General features: G+C 39.8%; 23 protein-coding genes. 5 read left to right on the top strand and 18 right to left on the bottom strand.

Going from position 1 to position 21,228, the window contains the following annotated elements:
- Positions 1–6: 6 nt before the first annotated feature.
- Together glnE and VGA95_06770 are read right to left on the bottom strand one after the other, a co-directional pair.
- A complete protein-coding gene (gene glnE, locus VGA95_06775; protein HEX9666249.1) occupies positions 7–2,808 on the bottom strand; it encodes a bifunctional [glutamate--ammonia ligase]-adenylyl-L-tyrosine phosphorylase/[glutamate--ammonia-ligase] adenylyltransferase in 2,802 nt (933 codons plus the stop codon).
- On the bottom strand, positions 2,801–3,088 hold the full coding sequence (locus VGA95_06770; GenBank protein ID HEX9666248.1) for a hypothetical protein: 288 nt from the start codon (positions 3,086–3,088) through the stop codon (positions 2,801–2,803). Before VGA95_06770 ends, glnE begins: the two co-directional genes overlap by 8 nt.
- Positions 3,089–3,634: 546 nt before the next feature.
- Between VGA95_06770 and VGA95_06765 the strand changes: the two genes are divergently transcribed.
- On the top strand, positions 3,635–4,381 hold the full coding sequence (locus VGA95_06765; protein ID HEX9666247.1) for a S41 family peptidase: 747 nt from the start codon (positions 3,635–3,637) through the stop codon (positions 4,379–4,381).
- 827 nt (positions 4,382–5,208) lie between these two features.
- On the opposite strand, the gene VGA95_06760 is transcribed toward VGA95_06765, so the two are convergent.
- The 3 genes from VGA95_06760 to amrB form a co-directional block, all read right to left on the bottom strand.
- Positions 5,209–5,544 (bottom strand): STAS domain-containing protein, encoded by a 336-nt coding sequence (locus tag VGA95_06760; GenBank protein ID HEX9666246.1) that lies wholly within the window; start codon positions 5,542–5,544, stop codon positions 5,209–5,211.
- 62 nt (positions 5,545–5,606) lie between these two features.
- Positions 5,607–6,260 carry a GPP34 family phosphoprotein gene (locus VGA95_06755; protein ID HEX9666245.1) on the bottom strand — a complete coding sequence of 218 codons (654 nt, stop codon included), beginning with the start codon at positions 6,258–6,260 and terminating at the stop codon, positions 5,607–5,609.
- A gap of 183 nt (positions 6,261–6,443) precedes the next feature.
- Positions 6,444–7,286: an AmmeMemoRadiSam system protein B gene (gene amrB / locus VGA95_06750; GenBank protein ID HEX9666244.1), complete on the bottom strand. Its 843-nt coding sequence runs from the start codon at positions 7,284–7,286 to the stop codon at positions 6,444–6,446.
- A 549-nt stretch (positions 7,287–7,835) separates the two neighbouring features.
- Here amrB and VGA95_06745 point away from each other — a divergent pair.
- Positions 7,836–8,273 carry a hypothetical protein gene (locus tag VGA95_06745; GenBank protein HEX9666243.1) on the top strand — a complete coding sequence of 146 codons (438 nt, stop codon included), beginning with the start codon at positions 7,836–7,838 and terminating at the stop codon, positions 8,271–8,273.
- Between the two features lie 181 nt (positions 8,274–8,454).
- On the opposite strand, the gene VGA95_06740 is transcribed toward VGA95_06745, so the two are convergent.
- The 8 genes from VGA95_06740 to cysC form a co-directional block, all read right to left on the bottom strand.
- Positions 8,455–9,234, bottom strand: coding sequence for a DUF2182 domain-containing protein (locus VGA95_06740; GenBank protein ID HEX9666242.1), 780 nt, complete (start codon positions 9,232–9,234; stop codon positions 8,455–8,457).
- A gap of 102 nt (positions 9,235–9,336) precedes the next feature.
- On the bottom strand, positions 9,337–9,945 hold the full coding sequence (locus tag VGA95_06735; GenBank protein ID HEX9666241.1) for a DUF1326 domain-containing protein: 609 nt from the start codon (positions 9,943–9,945) through the stop codon (positions 9,337–9,339).
- A gap of 125 nt (positions 9,946–10,070) precedes the next feature.
- Positions 10,071–11,291: an MFS transporter gene (locus VGA95_06730; GenBank protein ID HEX9666240.1), complete on the bottom strand. Its 1,221-nt coding sequence runs from the start codon at positions 11,289–11,291 to the stop codon at positions 10,071–10,073.
- 335 nt (positions 11,292–11,626) lie between these two features.
- The gene (locus VGA95_06725) at positions 11,627–12,619 is read right to left on the bottom strand and encodes a glycosyltransferase family protein (GenBank protein ID HEX9666239.1); all 993 of its coding nucleotides are present in this window, start codon (positions 12,617–12,619) and stop codon (positions 11,627–11,629) included.
- A complete protein-coding gene (locus tag VGA95_06720; protein ID HEX9666238.1) occupies positions 12,616–13,302 on the bottom strand; it encodes a UDP-2,3-diacylglucosamine diphosphatase in 687 nt (228 codons plus the stop codon). The genes VGA95_06725 and VGA95_06720 overlap by 4 nt, the downstream gene beginning before the upstream one ends.
- 323 nt (positions 13,303–13,625) lie before the next feature.
- Positions 13,626–14,012, bottom strand: coding sequence for a VOC family protein (locus tag VGA95_06715; GenBank protein HEX9666237.1), 387 nt, complete (start codon positions 14,010–14,012; stop codon positions 13,626–13,628).
- 36 nt (positions 14,013–14,048) lie between these two features.
- Complete coding sequence (gene trxA, locus VGA95_06710) at positions 14,049–14,882, bottom strand: thioredoxin (protein ID HEX9666236.1); 834 nt, start codon at positions 14,880–14,882, stop codon at positions 14,049–14,051.
- Positions 14,883–14,911: 29 nt separating this feature from the next.
- Positions 14,912–15,634: an adenylyl-sulfate kinase gene (cysC, locus tag VGA95_06705; protein HEX9666235.1), complete on the bottom strand. Its 723-nt coding sequence runs from the start codon at positions 15,632–15,634 to the stop codon at positions 14,912–14,914.
- A 164-nt stretch (positions 15,635–15,798) separates the two neighbouring features.
- Here cysC and VGA95_06700 point away from each other — a divergent pair, with 164 nt between their 5' ends.
- Both VGA95_06700 and VGA95_06695 read left to right on the top strand, forming a co-directional pair.
- On the top strand, positions 15,799–16,050 hold the full coding sequence (locus VGA95_06700; GenBank protein ID HEX9666234.1) for a hypothetical protein: 252 nt from the start codon (positions 15,799–15,801) through the stop codon (positions 16,048–16,050).
- Between the two features lie 124 nt (positions 16,051–16,174).
- A complete protein-coding gene (locus tag VGA95_06695; protein ID HEX9666233.1) occupies positions 16,175–16,375 on the top strand; it encodes a hypothetical protein in 201 nt (66 codons plus the stop codon).
- 124 nt (positions 16,376–16,499) lie between these two features.
- Here the strand turns inward: VGA95_06695 and VGA95_06690 are convergent, their stop codons facing one another.
- The 3 genes from VGA95_06690 to VGA95_06680 form a co-directional block, all read right to left on the bottom strand.
- Entirely contained in the window at positions 16,500–16,844 is a 345-nt protein-coding gene (locus tag VGA95_06690; protein ID HEX9666232.1) for a hypothetical protein, read from the bottom strand.
- 450 nt (positions 16,845–17,294) lie between these two features.
- Positions 17,295–18,374, bottom strand: coding sequence for an oxidoreductase family protein (locus tag VGA95_06685; protein HEX9666231.1), 1,080 nt, complete (start codon positions 18,372–18,374; stop codon positions 17,295–17,297).
- 44 nt (positions 18,375–18,418) lie between these two features.
- Positions 18,419–18,670 carry a hypothetical protein gene (locus tag VGA95_06680; GenBank protein HEX9666230.1) on the bottom strand — a complete coding sequence of 84 codons (252 nt, stop codon included), beginning with the start codon at positions 18,668–18,670 and terminating at the stop codon, positions 18,419–18,421.
- 194 nt (positions 18,671–18,864) lie between these two features.
- On the opposite strand from VGA95_06680, the gene VGA95_06675 reads away from it, so the two are divergent.
- Positions 18,865–19,551, top strand: coding sequence for a WbqC family protein (locus tag VGA95_06675; protein ID HEX9666229.1), 687 nt, complete (start codon positions 18,865–18,867; stop codon positions 19,549–19,551).
- A 316-nt stretch (positions 19,552–19,867) separates the two neighbouring features.
- Here VGA95_06675 and VGA95_06670 read toward each other — a convergent pair whose 3' ends face one another.
- Complete coding sequence (locus tag VGA95_06670) at positions 19,868–20,071, bottom strand: hypothetical protein (protein HEX9666228.1); 204 nt, start codon at positions 20,069–20,071, stop codon at positions 19,868–19,870.
- Positions 20,072–20,881: 810 nt separating this feature from the next.
- Positions 20,882–21,228: DUF411 domain-containing protein (locus VGA95_06665; GenBank protein ID HEX9666227.1), on the bottom strand; the 347-nt coding region annotated here is incomplete at its 5' end.

Here is a 21,228-nt window from a genome sequence, read left to right as displayed (position 1 = left end):
AATCTATTAAACGTTTTCTGATAGAAAATACTCATCATAGATGCTTCTTATTTCTTCGGTCTTGAGAATATAGGTCTTCCTTAATTGATCTCCATTTTCTGTTAATTCCATCTCGGCAGCCAGTTTTTGGAAATCGGATTCATGAATTTCACTGATGGACCTGTCATGAAGAAGCCTGAGTAAGTTCTCTAATCTTTTTAGGAAATAATATCCATCATTCAATACATGATAAAACTTTTCTTTGATTAAATCACACGATCTTAAGCTGTTCAGCGCGTCCACTGTATTCTGCCGTCTCACCTCGAGATGCGAACCTCCGAACCTTAGCTGAAGCGTCTGTATGAGAAATTCAATATCTGCAACACCACCCCTACCAGTTTTCAGGTTTAACTTGGTCTTACTTTCCCTTGCTATTTCCTTCTCCATTCTCTCGCGTAAGTGATGAATCTCTTTGTGAAAATCATCGACAAGAGACTTTTCATAAACAAAATAATTTATTATGTTCATAACGCTGCTGCCCAATTGCATATTACCCGCAGATGGCCTTGCTTTGATCAAGGCCTGTCTTTCCCAAAGTTTTGCGCTTTCTTCATGATATCTCTTGAACGATTCAAAAGAAGAAACAAGTGCTCCAGCCCTCCCAGATGGCCTCAATCCCATATCTATCTTATAGGCAAAACCTTCGCCCGTCGGAATAGAGAGGATCGATATTATCTTCTGTCCCAGCCTCGAGAAATATTCTTGATCATCTCCATCATAAATAAAGTTAATATCAAGATCGGAATTATAGCTCATCTCCATACCACCGAGCTTTCCCATCCCTATTATTACAATATCAGAGGAATTCTCATGCGTAGGATGCCTTCTGGAATTCGATCCCACCACTTCATATGCAAGTCGGATTGCAATCTCCAGTGAAGCCTCGGCGATCCTTGTCAGGTACCTGCCAACATATAACGAATCTACTTCATCATTTAAATCCCTGAGGCAAAGTTTCAAGGTCTCAGTGTTTTTAAATCTTCTGATTGCGTTGAGCTTCCCTTCATAGGAATCTTCTTCATGTATCAGGTTGTTTAGTTCCTCCATCATCTCTTCCTTTGTCTCATATTCCCTTCTCGAATCTCTCAGAGTTACCACATCTAGATACTCGGGGTGCCTTATTAAGAAATTCGATAGAAATCCGCTAGTGGAAAAGAGCCGTGAGAGCAGTTGGAGTATCTCCGGGTTTTCAGCAAGAATCGCATAAATAGATGTATGCCAGCCAATGCATGATATGAACCTTTCAATGTTACGCAGGGCTGAATCGGGATCAGATGAGTGCAAGATGTTCTTCAAAAAGGCAGGAATTACCCTTCTTGCAAGCATCCTTCCTCGTTGCGTGAGACCCCCCTTTTTTGGGTCGAGAAGGACATTGATGATCTGAATTGAACCCTCTGAGTCCTTGAATCCAAGTCCGCTTAGACTCTCTAGGGCTTGTTCCTCAGTTATATTACCCTCGGTCAGGAAATCGGCGAGTTCCCAGAATCCCTTTCCCTCTTCTTCTACCCTCTTTGAGGGCTCATAAAAAAGCTGATCAAATATTTCCGATACTTTTGAGGTTCTATAAGCATATGCCATTTCAAAGTCACTTACACTCTCGAAACCAAGGCTTCTTGAAATCATTTGGAGACTACTCGATTCCGCTGGTACTCTATGGGTTTGAAGCTCGTCAACCAACTGTATTGCATGCTCAACCCTTCTTAAAAAAAGGTAAGAGGCAATTAAATCTTCACTTTGTTCCGTTTGTATAAGTTTTCTTTTAGATAGCATTTCAAGCGCTTTAACAGTATTTTTTCCCCTAATCTCTTTTATCTCTCCGCCGTTTACTAGTTGAAGGGCTTGAACAAAGAACTCCACATTCCTTATACCTCCTCTTTCCAATTTTACATCTCTTTTCATGTTAAGCCCTTCGAGTTTGGTCTTCATGTCCTTCAAGTCTTCAATGGATGCATAATCCAGAAACTTCTTATACACAAAGGGTTCCACCTGTTTAATAAATTTGTCGCCAAGTGAAATATCACCAGCTACTGGTCTAGCCTTTATGAGGGCAGCCCTCTCCCATGTATCCCCCCAGTAGAAATAGTGCTCTAATGCCCCATCCAATGAAACGGCAATCGTGCTTTTACCACCACCAGGGCGAAGACCTAGATCAACCCTATAGAGAAAACCATCTTCTGTCACAGAACCGACGGCTTTAGTTAACCTCTCGGCTAGCTTAAAGAAGGGATCGGGGTCTCCTGAATCCTGATAGAGATATATTAGATCGATGTCCGAGCTTAGATTAAGCTCCCTACCGCCGAGCTTTCCCATTGCGATTATTACGAACTCGCCATCCTCTCCGAGGTGAAGATCGCTATTATAAAACCTAAATACCGCCTCCAATATGGCACTCGCAAGATCCGAAAGCTCTTCCATTATTTCCGGGAAGTCACCTAAAGCTTTAATATCCCTGTAAATGATCCTGGACAGCTCACTATATTTGTATTTTCTAATTTCTGAGATAAATCGATCCCGTCGTTCTGGGTCTTCCTGCATACAAATGGTTTCCTCAATAAACGCTTCAAGTGGTTTCTGCCTTTCCACAAAATCCGATTCAATTAAAGTTCGTAAAATGCCGGGATATCTGATGATAGCCCTTCCAAGAAAATGACTGTAAGAGGATAACAAAAAAAGCAACTCCTCTTCACTTGACGTTATCTTACCATTAACTTCTTTAAATCTTTGAACAGTGATTTCGGCGTAAGATTTGTCTGGAAAGGAATTAATCAATCTTGATCTTCCTTGACTTCTTTCTTGACCTATCGGTCGATTCTGACTTGTATTTTCTGACTTGCCTAACAATCTCAGGAAGGCTCGTAATAAGACCAAGTCCTAATCCTATAAACCTGCCTGTTAAACTAAAGAAGAGTTCTCTACCCTCTGACTCCCTCAGCAGATTCTTCAGACCCTTAACAGCATATTCAACACCTAAAATGCCCTCAGTAGTTGCCCTTACCAGATGCTCCCCAGCCTTTTTCAATTCATCTTGTTTTTCCTTTTTCTTTGCCATGTTTCAACAAATTTTATAAAAGCTCTTCAAATATTAGTAATTCATTTCCTCGCTTATAAATATTAACATAATACACTTGATTTATTCATACTGTAAATAAACCTGGACATGCTTGCCTTTGTATCATGAATTGCGGTCTTTTAGCTTGTATTGTTTATTTTTAATAATCAATTTTGTAAAATGTAAAGTCGTCGCATAAATTATAAACCTCGATTAGTTGGTCCGAAATATGTGATTAGAGATAGATTCACGACTCAAGAACATGCATAGAGAAGGCAGATAATGTTTCTCAAAAATTGCAATTAGTTTCTTTTATGTGTCCTGTTTGTATCTTGCGCCAACCACCCAATTGATTCGTCAAAGGATCCCGTCAATACCTCGCCAGCTATAAACTCATTATCAAAAACCTACCGCGAAATCACACTACTGGTAAAGGACGAATCATTATATATCTCCTCCAAAGAGAGGTGGAATAGATTTGTACAATGCCTGTACTCAAACTGGAATAATAATAGATACATCTCGGAGGACAGCGATAGTATATCAATGGTTAATGCCTTATTAAATATTTGCCTTCCCGAAGATACGAAGGTGAAGTATCTTAGCCCGCATTGGTTTGAATCTCATAATGCCTGTTTCAGTGATTTCAATGAAATGATTGCAGATCCAATTGAAAGAAAAAAGAAAATACAAATTCCCTATAGGATCATCAAGCATATCAATTCAGGTTACATAGCGTGGGAGGATGTGGATAGCTTCAGTACGAGCAATTTGGTTGAAGTGCTGGATATATTTAAGAAAGCGGGCATCGAAACAATCATTCTTGATATGAGGAATAATATTGGTGGGAGTATATTTGACATGAAAGCCTTTTTGAGGCTTGTATTGAGGGCAAGAGGAGACCCATATTTTACAACACTAAAATCACAAAAACGAACCGATGAATATGTTGTGAAAAAAGATGGTGCATATTCGAAATTTAAATGGGTGGTAATCGTAAATAATAAATCAGCTTCTGCAACAGAGGTCATCGCTGGCGTATTAAAACGTCAAGGCGCTGTAATTATGGGTGAACCCACATATGGAAAGGGAACTGTCCAGGAAAGATGGATTCTGTTTAATGTGGGGGATAAGCGATGTCCAGGATTATTGAAATTAACTGCAAGGCAGATATTTTTCGATGATGGAACAAGCCCTGAAGGAACTGGAATTAAACCCGATATTGTCGTTACCGATTCGGAAAACACGTTGCTAAAACCGATTGAATATATATCACGCCAAATGGTTAAATGAGAAGAAAAATAAATAACCTTGCAGTAAGCTGCAGGGGATCAGCACATACCCAAACACCCTCTTGAGTAATTGCTGTAGATGCCACATAATCTGTGGATAATATTTTGATTTTGAACGTACTCTTTTTCTAAACCTTTCCTCAAGAAAAATGATTTAACTGGGCATTCAAAAAATTGCCAAAATCAATTCCGGAAGCTTAAAAAAAGATTTGGGATTGTGGTCGAATTAAATATTTTTAGCTGTAGGAATTGATTTAATAAATCCTAATTTTTTGCTAGCCCTTGATTTTTGTTACTTTGTATCAAGACAAAGTAAAAAAAGACAAATGATTGATAGTAGATGAATGAGCCCGAAGTAAGCTGAAGGGTATCAGCACGCGAAAAATAGTCACTTCAGTAATTACCTTTCTTGCCACGAGCAACACTCGTAACCCGAAATAGAATCGTTTTAATCAAAATGGGCCTGCCAGTCCCTGTCCTCCCCATATGGGTAGCCCACCAGTCTTGCTGGTGGCGTGATCAAATGTCACGAGCAAGCCTGCCCTGAGGCTGCGCGAAGGGACTCGTAACCTACCCGAAGCGGACAAATTACATCAAAACGGGGAAAAAATATGAGATTGCTTCAATTCCGGAGTTTATCCTATATCGAAGGGCAATTTTCGCAATGACGGCACCGTTAGCGACGAGTAGCCCTGAGTTCGCTCGCAACGGAAACCCCTTTTGCACACTAAAGGGAATACGCGAGATAATCCTAACGCAAAATTCTATCTTATAAATCTGTCCCGAACTTTTACAATCTGTATAGACTTACTTTACTTCATTACGATTCTAGCCGAGTTTTTTTAGGGCTGACTCCTGATCAGTATAGATATCTACTATTGTGTCAAAACCGCTTACCCTGAAAATGTCTTTTACACTACCTACCAGACTACATATGGCCAGCTTTCCATTTTTTTCCTTCTGATGCTTTGCTGAAATAAGAACTACCCGCAGACCAGCACTGCTAATGTAATCGATCATTGAAAAGTCGAGTAAGATTGATTTTTCCCCGCTATCGATACACTGTAGAACCTTTTCCTGAAAATCTTTTGCTGATCGTGAGTCGAGATGACCTTGAGGTACAATTACGACTGTATTACCGACTCTATGCTCTCTTATATTCATTTCTTTTCCTATACGAAACCATTAGATCACGGCACTAGCAAAATACCCGAGGGTTTTCAGGTTTACCAATGATGCAATAACATAACATTCGCTAAGTCTGAACGTAATCTCTTGAGCACCTGTGATACTGCCTGTCCTATGAGGTCCAGCCTTCTAATCTGTTCGATACGGGGAGCGAGTCTTTCTGCCTCATGGGAGCTGAGAATTTTCGGAAAGAGTTTACATGCGTCAACAAGACTGACAAGGACGACATCTCTTGGGGTAGGAATTTCATCACTCAAAAGCAAATCTAGTATTCTCCTCTTGACTTCCTTTTCTTCTTTATCATCAACTACGGGATATCTCCGCGTCTCAAACACCCAGAGGATTTTCTTCTCTTTAACTTTCAATATGCCTTTTTCCACTAACATGTTAAGAGCCTTTTCCTTGATATAGTCACCACTTTTCGCAATTTCTGTAACCCAGTAACGAGTGCTGTAGTCTTGGTTCGTCCGAGATATCGTACTAAGGTAACGATCGAGGATCTCCTCACCCGTTGGTGTACTGTCCACTAGGAATAGTTTCTTAAGATCGGTGTCGATTTTCGATTTTAGAGCGAGATCCATCAGAACAGCACCGGCCAGGGCATACCTTAATTCAGTCGGATCAGGATAAGCAAATTTGCCAGATTCATCATCAAGTGTGAGTAGCAGGATTTCTTCGGCAAATGTGAGCATACATTTCTCCCTAAAACGATAAAAATCACGTTTTAAATCACAGGCTCTTTATTATTTAATTTCAGGACCACTCACCTTCATCAATATTTGTTCGATTATTATATTATCGGTTGTCAAATCAAGTCAATAAGCCTTGAATTAACAAATCTACAAATATCAAGATTAGATAAATGAAAAAAATTTTTAATCATAAAAAATACCTGAAACATAACCAACAACACTGTTATAGTCCTGACTGGTCTCGCCTGACGTGCCATAACAGAGGACCTTACTTTTAGTAGCTCCAAGCGTTTTTGCAATCATCATGGTCGAAATCATTGCACCGTAACCACAAGCTTCACAAATATTTGACTGTATGTCTTCAAATAGTCTTTTCTCATCAAACGCTTCTATATCGTCAATCACTATGCCATCCATCTCTTTCGCAATTTTTGCTGGATAATAATGAGAAAGATCACTGCTGCCAACAATTAAAGTACTTTGATTCTCAAATCCTGGATCCGATAAAACCGTAGAGACGGCATTAGATAACTCTTTCGCTGTGAAATAATCCTGCTTTCCCATTGATACAGGAATCAATTTGAAATCCCGAAGACAAATCTGCAAAAAAGGTATCTGAACCTCCAAACTGTGTTCCTGGAGATGCCCTATAGAAGAGTTCACTATCGCTGGAGACTGAGAAACTATTGACTCAGCAATCTCAATATTTGTACCTACAATTCCAAGCGGAGTTTGATAATTACCAAGGTAAATTGAACAGCCATCAAAATACTCAAAATGGCTAGGCGCTATTACGATTACATTATCATACTGCTTTGATTGTATCTGCTTATAAGCTTTTGCGGCAATTCGCCCTGAATATATAAAACCTGCGTGCGGAGAAATGATTCCAATAATGCGACCGTTAAATTGCTCTGAACCGGAATAGGCCAGCATTCCCAGAACCGCATTTTTGAGTTCATTTTTTTCTGCCGGATAAAACGTTCCAGCTACCGCAGGCTGCCTGACTAAGTTCTTCCTATCCATAAAAATTAGTAGAATCAAAACATGTGATTTTTGAATACTAACATATTTATGATCGTCATAAGGTTAATATCCGAACTTCCGGTTTCATATATAACAAGCATTTATCGTATTAGCATGTTCCATAAGCCAGGTGTATTAATTTTCAGAGAATGCAAACTAAGTCTGCGAAATATAAACAAAGTTTACGCCCTTTGTAATCCTTTCATGTCATCGTTTACTAATTTAGATTAACAGATGAAACCCATCTAAGAAAACATACTCTAAATCTAAAGATTCTCTAATTTTCACAACAAAAACATAACCCCAAGATAATGGAAGAGAACATTCCCAAGTATTTATCGATAAATTTGAAGAGTTAACTTTCACGATATTCAACGACTATCACGATATATCGCGAAAATAAGCCGTGTAAAAAGGAAAATGCATCATGAATGAAGGTTTAAATTTGGCTTTAATTAAGGGCTCTTGATTACAATTGACATTTAAATAAATCCAACGGCACAGCATTTGCATCTAATATTATTGAAATCTGATTGATGGAGAGGAAGAATGAAAGGTTTAATTGCCGTAACACTTTTAACCACACTTATGATCACATCTAACTCAATTGCTCAAAGCAATCAAGAGCTGGAGCCAATGTTGGTGGCAAAAGTCGAAACTAATGAATCATCCATATCAAAAATCGCTGATGCACATGAGAAAATCAAGAGTAACATGGAGAGTGAATCAATAAGAAATAGGTATTCGGACACGGGATATTCATACAACCAAGATCCCCAGGGTTCTGGAACTTTGGATTTGGAAGATGGCTCGAGAGATATATCTTTATCGATCAAATATGAATTAAATTTAGAAAAGAGTCTTGATCTCAAATATGAATCCCCTAAACTAAAAGCCGAGCAGTTGCCTCTTGTTATGTCGAGTAAGAATAAAAAAACAAAGGGTGTTGTATTTCCACCGTTTCTTTACCTTAAGAAACAATTCTAAGAATTTAAACTGAGAACTTTAAAAGCCTTACACTCTCTAGCCGCACTGAAATGCCTTTTAATTATTGCATTCACCACATCCGCACTAGGACCACTTTTAGTGGTAGGCAAGATTATTGTATTTTATTCACCTTCCTGGAAGTAACTTAAAAAGCTCAGTTATATTCGAAAACTCTCTGCTATTATTTGCTCAGCAAATTAACTAGAAGTATGACTCCCCAGAAGATTAAAACTATTCCTAATGGAGTGCTGATACGACGCCCCCAAGATACATTCTTCTCTATTGCCATGATGACAGCTAAGATAAACATCCAAGCTAAACTCCCAATTCCAACGATAAACATGAGAAGCATCAAGGCCCAGCAGCAACCGACACAAAAAATGCCATTATCAATGCCAAGTCGCAGGGCCAGCCATTTATATTTGTGACCCTGCCAGTGCTCAATAACAAAACTAAAAGGTGATCTGCACTTGTCAAGACATCTGTATTTGAGTGAAGTAAACTGGAAAGAACCCGCAAGAATTAGTAGCGAAGGTACAGCAACCCAGGTATTGTTCTTGAGGAATGGAATAGAATTTACTACGAAATGCAACAGTAGATATATTAGATAGACAATCACTCCAAATGTCGCCCAGGCTATTATATAACCGATAACCACAAGCCCTACAAGCAATAACCGATCTTCTCGTGTGTTCGCTATTGTGTGGAAAATAGAGATGATCGGGAGGGTTGTAGGCAGCATCATCGCAACTATCATCACAGTCCAGCCACCTGCAAAAAGAAGCAAAACCGATCCGGAAACCTCTATATGGTGCCCTAAATGGTGTACGTGTAGAAAGCCATTAGCAAAATCGTCAGCGAACCAAAGTGCAACCCATGCTGCTAAAGCTAGAATTATAATCGAACCAAACAATATAGCTTTTTCGACTGCAGGGGGTGCAGTACCTCTGTACATTGACATTTATGTCAACCTCACAAGCTATAGAAAATGTTATATACCGGTAGTTCTACCGCATTTAATACATTAACAGGGTGAATGCTCTCTTTGACAACTTAGAGCACATTAACCAACGAAGCGGAATTCTCCCTGTATGGCGTTATGGTTCTTGAGGTCGATATCCTTCAACCCAAATTTCGAGCTATTTCGTTTGAAACTCGACGCCTTGCTTAGCCAAGCCGGTGATCCAGGAATGGTGGTAAAAGCAGAATCAACTAGAGTGGTAGTCTTACCAGTGGGGCCTCTGTAGGGCTCCATTTCGGCTTCTGCATATGGGCCGAGTTTTAATTTGCCCTTCCCCTCTACTACCTCAAATGTGATTGGCACCCGCTCTACGGCAACAACTTCGCCTGTCAATTTAGCCAAATCAGCAAGCGGACCGCCTAGTTTACCAGTAAATGCGTTCAAAAGTGCTTCCTCTTGCTCCTTCGTAGCTTTTTCATCTATAAAAAAAGCGACGCGCCAATTACCTTCAAGGATGTTTCCGGGAATATGGTTCATGGTACCAAAAACTACACCTGAGACGTCCACTCCGTCGATAGCACCCTTATCAACTCGGTACCCCCATGCTGCATCACATGTACCTTCACCATCTGGGTCCTCGGCAACCCAGCAAGGGCATAGTATATTGCACGTACATACCTCTAGAAGACTCCCTTGAAAATCATAAGCCATGTTATTCCCTCCATTGATTTAATTAGATTGCAGGTTGTATATTTTGATTATAATAGAAATCCAAAAAAATTCAAGCGGAAATGAACGAAAATCCTAGGTTTATTAAATTACATTTTTAAAAAAAGTTACTTATATGCTCCTAGTTTTGAACTGCTCTCGCCGCCGATTTTTATGGCGGCTGGTGATTGTCTTAGTCTATACATTGACCATACACCAAACAACGGCCCAATAGCCAATACAGAAAATGCCCAATGCCATGACATCCAGTTTACAAACGCAGGTAAAAGACGAATTGAAACTATTGTTAACAAGAACCCCATACATGTTTGCATTGTCAATGCTGTGCCTATATAGTCTGGGTGTCCCAATTCAGTAACGCTGGCAGAAAACTGCGCGGAATCTGCAGGAACAGCAAAACCCCAAATAAGGCATAAAATAATAAGCGCAACTGGACTGTAACCGAAAAGAAAACCGACTAACAAGCAACAACTTCCACTAATAGCCATCGATATTATTGTAATTCTCGTGCGACCATAACTATCTGCGAGAATTCCAGCAACCACACATCCCAGCCCTCCAACACCAATGACGGCAAATGAACCAATCGCTGAATATGCCGTAGCGTTTTCTATTCCACCCTTTTTAAAGCTCTCAAAGAGAAATAATGGAATCCATGTCCAAACTGCATATAGCTCCCACATATGTCCCAGGTAACCAAAGTTAGCCAACCTAACACCTTGATCAGTAAAAGTCTTGCCTATGTACCGCCAATCGAATCTTGCTGCAGAGGCAAAATAAGGTCCATCTTTTACAAAAAATAAACATATGAATCCGGCAATAACAGACAGCGACGATGACGTTAACATGAGCTCACGCCAATCGGGGTTCCCAATAATTTTCAATAAATGTGGTGAAGCAGAACCCACAGTTAATGCGCCTACTAATATTCCTATCGCCATTCCCCGACCATTCTTAAACCACGATGCCATGATTTTCATCGCAGGAGGGTAGACACCGGCAAGGCAGGCACCCGTAAAAAATCGAAGAATAATTGCAGGCCCTAAACTGTTTACATACAAACCTATTGCCCCATTAAGAAATGCGCCAATAAATGCACCAACGAAAAAGACATAACGGGCATTAAAAATATCGGATAGATTCAGTAGAGCACTCAGAAATGCGCCGACTACAAATCCTATCTGAACAGACATGGTCAACCATGCCTTGCCCGCATCGCTCAGATGCCATTCTGCTGCCAAAGTGGGAGTAACGGCTGAAGCAGAAAACCACAATGCCATTCCAAGCAACTCTGCGATCGAAAGCACCACTAAGATGCGCCATTTCATCGGATAACACTCCTACTTCCCTTAAAATATGATTAAAAGATAGGATTAAGACTTTATACCAATTTAAAAAACTAAACAATTCTGGTGGAAATTTAGTTGTAATCCTTCAGAACGGGTTCGGAAAAGACACGCAGAGCTTTGCGTCTCTACAATCTTCAATTAAGTAGGGATATGACACCATTTTCTGATCCGGCGATGTTCAGTTAAGATATCGTCTCAGGGGTTTTTGAAAGCCCTCTCGATTGTTATGATTAGAAAGAATTCGTTCAAATTCAATTGGTTCCAAGGGTCATGAGGGTTCCACATTAAAGCTGAAAATTCCAGACGTAGCTTAATTAATGCTCATATCTTAAAATTTTATCGACTACCTCTGAAGCATTATCAGGATAATCGATTTTTTGCGACTCTGTTTTTGTCTCTAACCACGTCCTCAACTTACCTCCAAAACTTTCATCAATTGCAGTTACGACTGTAGCACCAAGCTGTTTAAGGGCTTCCGCATTGCAAATCTGCTCATACTGACCCCTCATCGGTATTATCAGCATTCTTTTCCCCAAGAGCAAAGCCTCTGATGTTAATTGGAATCCGGCATTACAGATGATGCCACTACAAGAACTTAATCTGCTCAGGAATAATTCCTTTTTAAATGGATAAACAGTAACATTATATTTAGTAGTAGGTGAATTAAAGGTGTAATATTTACTGAAAAGTTCAAACTTAGCATCGACACTCCTAAAAAACTTTCCAACTTTAAGAGGGTCATAAGTCGAGAAATAAACAACAAAATGGTCTAGATTCGAAACGGTTAGATTCCTTACTTCCCCTCTGACTACAGGGGTAAGTATCTTGTCAGAATATCTTTGATAATGAAATCCAAGCTGTCGTATGCATGGGGCGTAATATCGTATCACAAATTCTGCTAGCAAGTCCTTTTCCCGTGGCCTTGGAATGTGATTGTCAAGTAATGCAATTTGATGTGATAGATGAATTGACGGAACCCCGTAGTATTTGGCAGACCAAGCTGTTACGGGTTCAAAGTCAGATACTACCAATTCATATTGTTTTACGGGACTGAATAATATGTCTTTAATAATTTTGATAAATTTCGTTTTTCTTATTAAGCCCCAATAATCGATTCCACCATTTTTCTTGAACCATGCTCCAGTACCATCCTTCCTATATTTAACTTCTAAATCTAAATCCATTTCATGCAATGACCCAGATATCAATATATCAACCTGGGCATTTTGCTTCAGTCTTTTTATAATCTCTTTGCTTCTGGATATATGACCATTGCCCGTTCCTTGAACACCGTATAATATCTTCATTCTATTACCTGCAGATTTATACCCTGTTCGCCGATAGTAATATAGGAAGCTAAATGTGGATCGGTCCAGCACCCTGTATTCCAATATTCAATTCCATTCTTCTTAAACCTCCTTATTGGATTGTGGGTATGCCCGCAAAATACTTTGTCTGCTCCACAAAACTCGGCGAATTTTAAAGCGCCAGTCAAAACCCTTTCCGTAACCCTCTTCCATCTTTCGACACCCCTTCTTAACCTTCTGGATAGATTGGTATTCAATCGCAGATCAAATCTCTGCGATATACGATAGATCGTACAAGCTATTTCTGTTAAATTTCCATGATTTAATAGGTACTCATCAAACTGATGACCGTGGATAGCTAAGTACTTTTTGCCCAAATAATCCCATTCATATTTCTCACAGGTTTGGGTATTCCCAATGATTTCAGAAAAGCCCCTTATCATTTTGTGATCATGATTACCTTCGACCCAAACAACCTTATGAGATTTTGAAACTTCTCGAAGAAAATTAATTAATTCCAAATGTTCGGAATTGAGTCTTTCCAGATTCATATCATCGAACAAATCGCCTACTATCACCAACTGAACATACAAATGTGAGTGAAGTATATTTATGAGGTCCCTTGGTCTAGCTAAATCGGAACCAAGGTGTATATCTGAGATTAAAATTGTATCTACTTTCAACTGTTATCTATCGGCTTTACTGCCTTACTAAATAGGAACATGCATCCACCAAGAAACTTTGCTCGCGTTACTCGTGAAATAATATTGTAATAATATATTATAGTTTAATTATGGGATGTTATCCCTATAATATCAAGTAATGAATTAGGTTTTTAACACAGCTTTAACAGTACTTTAACACTATGCAAATAATTGAAGCCATTTTTGGAGGTAAGATATCACCAATTACATGTAAGGGACTTGTATTCCAACAAAAAAATGGCTAAATGCTTATTCAAGAATTTAGAAGAAATACCCTTGGATTTAATCCCGATCGTTAGAGCCTAACGTAGGTCTTGCACAAGTTCGATCAAATGTCCATCAGGGTCACGGATGTATGCAGTGCGCTGTCCCCAAGGACGGGTAGTCGGATGCATTGCAGCTGTTGCGCCTTTTTCAATGACCTCTAAGAAGGCCGCATCTACGTCTGCAACCTTGAATCCGATTTCAAATCCAGGTGATTCATCACTGGGAGGTTTAAGCGAAAGGCCCAAAGTCATTGCCATAGCCTCCCTTGTATAAAACGCAAGGCGAGTAGCTCCAGTTTTAAGCTGTGCGTAATCTCCTGAACGGTGTCCCAATTGAAACCCGAAAACATCAGTATAAAAGTTTAAGGCTCTGTCCAGATCCTCAACGATTAAAACCACATAATCAGGAAAACTTAGTTTCAATAAATACCTCTAAATATTTATTCCAAAGACCCAAATTTACGCATACAATACACTGGCAAAAACCGGACGGTACTTCCTTGTTATTTCGTGATCTTCCCCCAATAATCTAAAGATAGCAATACATGCCTTCCTCGAACCATCATTGTCATAATAGCGGTCTTTACGAATCACGTCTATGAAACTATCCAATGCATCCGTGAAGTTTTGAGATCTTAAGCTCTTAATAGCAGATAAGTATCTCCCCCTTACAGCACCCTCTTTTAAGGGCTTGGAATCTTCTAGGTACAAAAACATTTCACCGAATGTTTTTATCGCTTCCGCTATATCTGAATATTCTGAGGTCGGCCCTATACGATCAACAATTTCTAAAGCCTTATGGGGGTCTGAGAAGACATAAGTCCTAGCAAGCAATGTAATTGCTAAATCGTTACTTTCTTCGGCACCGACTACTTCCTCAAGAATTTTCTGTGCCTCGACAATCCCCCCTTCATCGAGTAAATGCTCCGCATTTTTTACCTGATTATGATACTTACCAGGCAGTGCTTTACTTAGCCAGCCTGTCACCATGTTCTCAGGCAATGCCCCTATAAATCCGTCCACAACCTTTCCGTCAACAAAGAGTTGCACGTTCGGTATACTTCGAATGCCATAACGAGCGGAAAGCTCCGGGTGTTTGTCGGTGTTCAACTTTACCAAAGCCCACCTGTCCTTATTTTCGTCAGCTAACTTTTCCAGTACAGGTCCCAGCACCCTGCAAGGACCGCACCATTCCGCCCAGAAGTCCACGAGAACGGGGACCTTGTAACTTCTTTCAAGAACATCTATTTCGAAGTTATCAGTGCCGTAATTTACAGAATTGATGTTATCCATTTCTTCACCTCAACATTTCATTAACATAATCATTGTAAAAATTTATTCTTCTCCAGATACTTGAGAATTTGCTCGGTAGATTCTTTTATAGATTGATTCTCAGCATCAATTATTATTTCCGGATTCTTAGGTTCCTCATATTCTATCGAGACTCCTACAAAATTGTCGAGCTCCCCGCTCATCGCTTTCCTGTATAATCCTCGATCATCGTTACTTATGCAATAATCGAGAGTTGCACGAACGTATATTTCTACATAATTAATTAGGTTTATTCGCAGATAATTTCTTGTTTCCTCAAAGGGACTTTCGAACGATCCTATGACGCTTGTATTATTATTTTCAAGTATCTTAACTAACGAACATATCTTGCCGATATGTTCTTTCCTGTTCTCGGGAGAATATCCAATTTCTGGAAAAATTTCGCGTATTTTCCTCCCATTAAAATATTCAACCCGAATCCTCCTCTTTTGAAATTTCTCATATACTGCTTGTGAAATTTGAGACTTGCCACTTCCCGAAAGACCGGTGAACCACAAGACTAATGGCTTTTTTTCATGAATCCCAAAAGTGATTTTTGCCCAAGACCTTTCATGAATGAAATATACCAACATTTTTAGAAGAGCCTCAAGCAACCCGATTTGTATAGCTATATCAATCCTTCTCGTAATCGCCAGAGCAACTATAATAGTTGTAATAGTGGCTGTTACCCTCCACGATAACGTCTTCACGAAACTCCTAATCTTTGTCTCCATTATCATTGATATCTCCTCCAAAATTTTGATAGAAATTGCTACCAGTATTTAAAGCTGCAGTTCGCTACCCTATGGTCCACCCTCTGGAAAAAGCATTGTGTTATGCCGAGCAGTAGCTATCCCTTCTTTAGTAATCCTTATCTCGGTTGCTCCTGAGTTTCCGTATGTACCAATTGCATCATCCAAGCTATATACGTCAAAAAGGGAACGAAATAGGAGTCGAATACTCATTCTCGGAGACAAAGGATGTTGAAGTATGTGTTGCTTCCTCTTCTGAAGAAAGTGGAGAATTGGCCAAAAATCTTAAACAGATGAAAATAAAAGACCGAAAAAGCATAAGACCAAGCGATTGCTTCGGTAGTTACTATAACAGTGAAGATGTGATTAGCAAGCAAATCCTAATGAAACCGGAGTAAATAAAGTTTAAGACGATCCAACGGTATATGAAGGTTCCTTTTCGCATTCCCTCGACATTAGCAATCCCCAGCCGAAAGGTGTATATTCTTGATATACTTCATTAGTACTGGTGGACCTTATATAATGAGGACAATTATAATAACGTTTATCTTGGGATTAGCGCTGGGCATTGTAGGATGCAGTCAAAAAGATGAACCCATAGAAGACGATAAAGAGATTGTTGTTGACGATAACACCGACAATTCTGAAGAAGAAGAAACCAAGGACGAGGATGAAAAACATATAGATGACCCCGCAGATATCTTGCAAGACCTCACATTCTAAAATAATAGATTATCCTCGGTTCCAAAACTAATCCGTATCCACATGAATGCGATAGAATTTATACTTATTGTCGCTCCATTATCCTACCGTGCGACAACCCGGTAACTTGATACAAAAGTAAGAGTCAGATGTTTGTAGGCCTGTCCATAATTCTCCTATACTCTGTCGTTATAATGATGATAGGGGTTAGGGAACGTTTAAAAAAAGATGTAAGTGTCGAAAAGTATTTTTTAAGCTCCCGGTCCCTTAAGTGGCCATAAATAGCTGTTTCCACAAATGAATTACTTCGTGAGGTCAGCCGGGTTATTGTGATAAGCTTTGCGATGGTGGCTTTGCCAACGGCGTTAAGGAATGGATGGAATTTACAAAAGGATGGTCTTTTTGTTATCTCAACAAACTTCGTTGCGAAATTTGGCGCTTTCTCAGCGATATCACTTATACCGTCCACATCATATTCCACTGAGCGCAAAGGCGAACCCTTCAGTCATTATTGTAGATGTTAGACATTTAGTGGACAAAATCCTTACAATTTCATAGATTGATCTATTTTCATTAATTCTTTTCAGAATTTAAAGGACTTGAAGGGCATTCCAAAAATTGCGTTAAGAAAATCAGAAACGAAAACGTGAAAATCCCCTACATCCCTCTTTAAAAAAGAGGGACTCCTCCTTTGTAAAGGAGGACTAAGGAGGATTTTCGCTGGATGTTTGGGCACGCTTGTCCTGAGCCCTGAGTCTCATCGAAGGGCCTGTCCTGAGTTTATCGAAGGATCGAAGGATTGCTTCTTTGTACTTGTGCTGAACCATGTCCTGACGATAGGTCAGGATCTATTCAGTATCAAGACAAAGAAGTTAGGAAGAGAAAATAAGATATATGAAGAAAATACTTTTAAAGATCATGCCCCTAAAATATCTGACTTTTACAATGATGGCAAGACTGATGCGGCATCTATTTCAACCGCGGACGAAAATACGCGCCCGCATATTGCCTGTGCAAGCTCCATGCTGCGGCCTTCACTTCCAATTAAGCCAACATGGAAATGAACTGGAAAGCATAAAAGCTCAAGGGCTCCTAAGCGGAAATCGCGAACAGCATCTTCCCAGGAATAGTCCCTAACTCCCTCTCTTATAAGAGCATCATACCAACGACGAAGCACCTCAAATTGATGACCGCTACGCTCTGAGGGTAGCTCGCTCCCACCGATAATCCGGGCTACATCAAAGACACCTATGCTACGAATTGCAAGCTGCCAATCCAGAATTAGGATAGCCTCATCAGAATTTGGGTTTCCAAATAATAGGTTGTCCTCCCTCAGATCAGTATGCACTATGGTTTTCGGCCGTCCTTCTATCTCTTTCTCAAGCCAGGATATCGAATTTCCTAGTCTCTCACCCACTTCAAGCCCCTTTTTCTCCACGTACGAGCCAAAGTGTTCAACAAATGATCCCCACTTTTCCTGATAGTCTATACCTATGGCATTTGTAGTAGGCATCCATCTGAGTCTCTCGAGTGCAATGTTATCCCAGTATCTCGCCTGAAGTTTCGCTAATATCTCAACAGTAGCCATGACCTGGTCCCTATGCATACCGATTACTTGATCACCTGGCGTGTAAGAGCTCAGGTCCTCCATAACCATCGAGTAAGCAGGAGCTTCGTCAACCGAGAAGTAAAGAATTGGAAGTCGAATCGGAACATTGCTCGCCACTTCTTTATAGAAGCGGATTTCTCGCTGAAATGCATTTAATTCATCCCCAAATTTACGGAAAGTATCTGATTCAGGCTCGATCTTAACTACAACTGATTTCGGCGCATCCTTATCCACTCTATCATAATCGAGACTCACTCGGACGACACTGCTCAAGAAGCCTTTACCACCCCCTAGAATTTCCTTCTTTACATTCCTAACAATTGCCTGATTAATAACTCCACCTGCCCTGAGGGCAAAAGTGATCCACTCAGCCGTAATTTCCTGGGGATGAAGAGGATTTGTGATTTTCATGGTAAGAATTTTGTAATGTTATTCAAACTGAACAAAATAACGGGTCACTTTGCATACTCTATGCCCTTTTGCACTTCTGTTATTGCCTGGTTGACGAGATCAATGGCTTTGGCACGGTGACCTCCTTTTTTTGAAGAAGCTATCTGGAGCTCGTTCATTGCCGTCCTCAAAGCATTAAGAGCGGCTCTCATATGTGGTTGGTCGGCAGATACCCTACCGCTTACAAAAAACAAGAAACATACAACAATAGTTAAAAATATCTTTAGAAATAATCGTGAAGATATTGTTCTATTCATTGTAAGTCCTCCTTCGGAATATTATTTACCTGAAGTTGAAATCCACTGAAAGCCGATACATAAATACTACACATCCTTCGGAATAAAGTCACTACTTTAAAATCTAGACAAATCGGTATCCACTCAAAAAGTGGCACAAGACCTATCAACTAGTATAAAATCTAAGTTGTTGATCCGAAAAATCAGGACAAGCTATGATTGTCACAACTCACCAGCCGACCTTCTTACCATGGCCGGGATTTTTCTTTAAGGCGATGAAGGTCGACTGTATGGTTTTACTCGACGATGTACAGTTTCCTCGTGGGCGTGGATGGGTCAACCGTAACCGTCTAAAAAATAAGCAGGGTGAGATGTGGTTGACGGTACCAGTCTGGAAAAAGGGACGAGGGCTTCAGATAATTCAAAATGTGGAAATATGCAATGAGTCAGACTGGCAAAGAAATCACCTACTCAGTATTCAGCAACATTATGCGAATGCTCCATATCTCGATGAATACCTGTCAATATTGGAATCGATTTATCGTGAGAATAATAACCTACTAGTCGAGTTAAATTTGCAAATGATCAAATTCAATTGGGAGAAGCTTTCACTGAAAACCGAATTGTATCTTCAGTCTGACCTGGGGGTGAGCGGAAAGGGTACTGAGTTAATCATAAATATTTGTAAACATCTAAGTTCAGATTCCTACCTAACTTTTCCCATCGTCGAAAAACATCTTGACGTTCCACTAATGAATAAATCAGGAATACAAATCAAATTCGTGAGCTTTAACCCGCCAGTCTATCCTCAGCTCTGGGGGGATTTCATTCATAATCTCTCGACGCTTGATATGCTGTTTAACTGCGGTGAGAAAAGTAAGGAAATTATTTCTAAGACATAATACGCCTGCAGGGACTCCTTGGAAGTCTATCCAAGGTCATAAATCTATTGAAGGCACGAGAGAGCATTTCATATCCAATTTTTAACGTAAATGTTCTCCATTTTAAATCTGACAAATTCTACAGAATTCCATATCTTTACTTCTTTCTAGATTACTTTGAACCCGTGCTTACTGAAAAAGGATCTCGCTACCAGACTTGACTCAGTATGAAGCTTCTTGACTCCTTTACCTTTCGCAATGCTCTCCAATTCCAGATAAATTTCACTTTATTGTACCCAGGCAATGTATACATGAGTGATATATGATTGTCCGGATATTATTGACCGAATGAAGCTATTTTTCCGTTAACTTCTGCCAAAATTGTTGAGTCTTTAACAATCAAAGATGAGAACGCACCCAAATCATTCGCAAAGGATGCCCATACAGCCACTTGATCATAATCATATTTTTCTTTTCCTATATCCAAGACAGATTTCTCGTATAAATTTGCCAAATCCTCTAAACCTTTAGAATCGGCCAATCTGAGCATTCGAGAATAAGAAAACTTTTTAATAAACAAAACAAACAATGCGCCTTACGAATGAATAACCCCGCGACTAGCAGGCAGTCCATAAAAGAACATTCTCTTCAGTCCTTGCTGTAGACGTTAGATATTTCGTGGACAAAATTCTTACAATTTTATGAATGGATTTATTTTCATCAATCCTGTTCAGAATGAAAAGGACTTGAACGGCATTCCAAGAATTGCGTTAAGAAAATCAGAAACGAAGACGTTAAAATCTCCCTACATCCCTCTTTAAAAAAGAGGGACACCTTTGTTAAGGAGGATTAAGGAGGATTTTAGCAAATTTTTGGACAGCCTTGTCCTGAGCCCGGTCGAAGGGTTGCTTCTTTGTATCAAGACAAAGAAGTTAGAAAAAAAGAATGATAAATGAAGAAAATAGTTTTAAAGGTCTTGTCCCTGAAATATCTGGCTTATACAATTCCGACGAATCCTGAGAGAAACGGAAGGGAAGACGCAATCTAAAACAGGAAAAAAAAGAGGAGATTGCTTCAATTTCGGAGTATATCCTAAATCGAAGGGCAAATTTCGCAATGACAGCACGACGCCAGCTTTGGGTGTCATCGCAAGGATATCGAAGCGATCTCCAACCTACGTTGAATAAATAGCCCCGTCGCAAGGGCATTATATAGTTAGATTTAACGATTTTTGCTTTCAATGGATTTCGTGATTCTTATCGAGGGTTATACAAATCATTAAGCTGGAGGGCACTGCTTGGATCTTAAGTGCTTGCTTATAAATTTTTGGGTGATACACCAATAGGGCTCGTCACTCGTTATGCGTGCTATATACATACGTCGACCCATCTTTTTTTACAGCTAGCACATCATACCTTTCCTTGGTGTCACCCTGCTCCATACCGGGAGAACCAATAGGCATTCCTGGCACCGTTAGTCCTTTTATGTCAGGACGCTCTTCCAGGAGTCGTCTTATATCTTCTGCAGGAACATGTCCCTCTACAACATATCTGTCTACGACTGCCGTATGGCATGAACCCAATTCCGAGGTAATACCAACCGCCTCTTTCATCGCAGGTAACATCGAGTTGTTTTCAGTTTTCACAGTAAAACCCTGTTCTTTAAGATAAGAGATCCACTTATTGCAGCAACCACAGT

Source organism: Thermodesulfobacteriota bacterium (assembly GCA_036397855.1).
GTDB lineage: Bacteria > Desulfobacterota_D > UBA1144 > Nemesobacterales > CSP1-2 > DASWID01.
Note: the sequence above shows the minus strand (reverse complement) of the source record. Positions and strands in the feature narration are given on the sequence as shown.

Coding starts and splice junctions, on each gene's coding strand:
- VGA95_06770 (HEX9666248.1), bottom strand. CDS start 3,088: ATGGCAAAGAAAAAGGAAAAACAAGATGAATTGAAAAAGGCTGGGGAG.
- VGA95_06765 (HEX9666247.1), top strand. CDS start 3,635: ATGGTTAATGCCTTATTAAATATTTGCCTTCCCGAAGATACGAAGGTG.
- VGA95_06760 (HEX9666246.1), bottom strand. CDS start 5,544: ATGAATATAAGAGAGCATAGAGTCGGTAATACAGTCGTAATTGTACCT.
- VGA95_06755 (HEX9666245.1), bottom strand. CDS start 6,260: ATGCTCACATTTGCCGAAGAAATCCTGCTACTCACACTTGATGATGAA.
- amrB (HEX9666244.1), bottom strand. CDS start 7,286: ATGGATAGGAAGAACTTAGTCAGGCAGCCTGCGGTAGCTGGAACGTTT.
- VGA95_06745 (HEX9666243.1), top strand. CDS start 7,836: ATGAAAGGTTTAATTGCCGTAACACTTTTAACCACACTTATGATCACA.
- VGA95_06740 (HEX9666242.1), bottom strand. CDS start 9,234: ATGTCAATGTACAGAGGTACTGCACCCCCTGCAGTCGAAAAAGCTATA.
- VGA95_06735 (HEX9666241.1), bottom strand. CDS start 9,945: ATGGCTTATGATTTTCAAGGGAGTCTTCTAGAGGTATGTACGTGCAAT.
- VGA95_06730 (HEX9666240.1), bottom strand. CDS start 11,291: ATGAAATGGCGCATCTTAGTGGTGCTTTCGATCGCAGAGTTGCTTGGA.
- VGA95_06725 (HEX9666239.1), bottom strand. CDS start 12,619: ATGAAGATATTATACGGTGTTCAAGGAACGGGCAATGGTCATATATCC.
- trxA (HEX9666236.1), bottom strand. CDS start 14,882: ATGGATAACATCAATTCTGTAAATTACGGCACTGATAACTTCGAAATA.
- cysC (HEX9666235.1), bottom strand. CDS start 15,634: ATGGAGACAAAGATTAGGAGTTTCGTGAAGACGTTATCGTGGAGGGTA.
- VGA95_06700 (HEX9666234.1), top strand. CDS start 15,799: ATGTACCAATTGCATCATCCAAGCTATATACGTCAAAAAGGGAACGAA.
- VGA95_06695 (HEX9666233.1), top strand. CDS start 16,175: ATGAGGACAATTATAATAACGTTTATCTTGGGATTAGCGCTGGGCATT.
- VGA95_06685 (HEX9666231.1), bottom strand. CDS start 18,374: ATGAAAATCACAAATCCTCTTCATCCCCAGGAAATTACGGCTGAGTGG.
- VGA95_06680 (HEX9666230.1), bottom strand. CDS start 18,670: ATGAATAGAACAATATCTTCACGATTATTTCTAAAGATATTTTTAACT.
- VGA95_06675 (HEX9666229.1), top strand. CDS start 18,865: ATGATTGTCACAACTCACCAGCCGACCTTCTTACCATGGCCGGGATTT.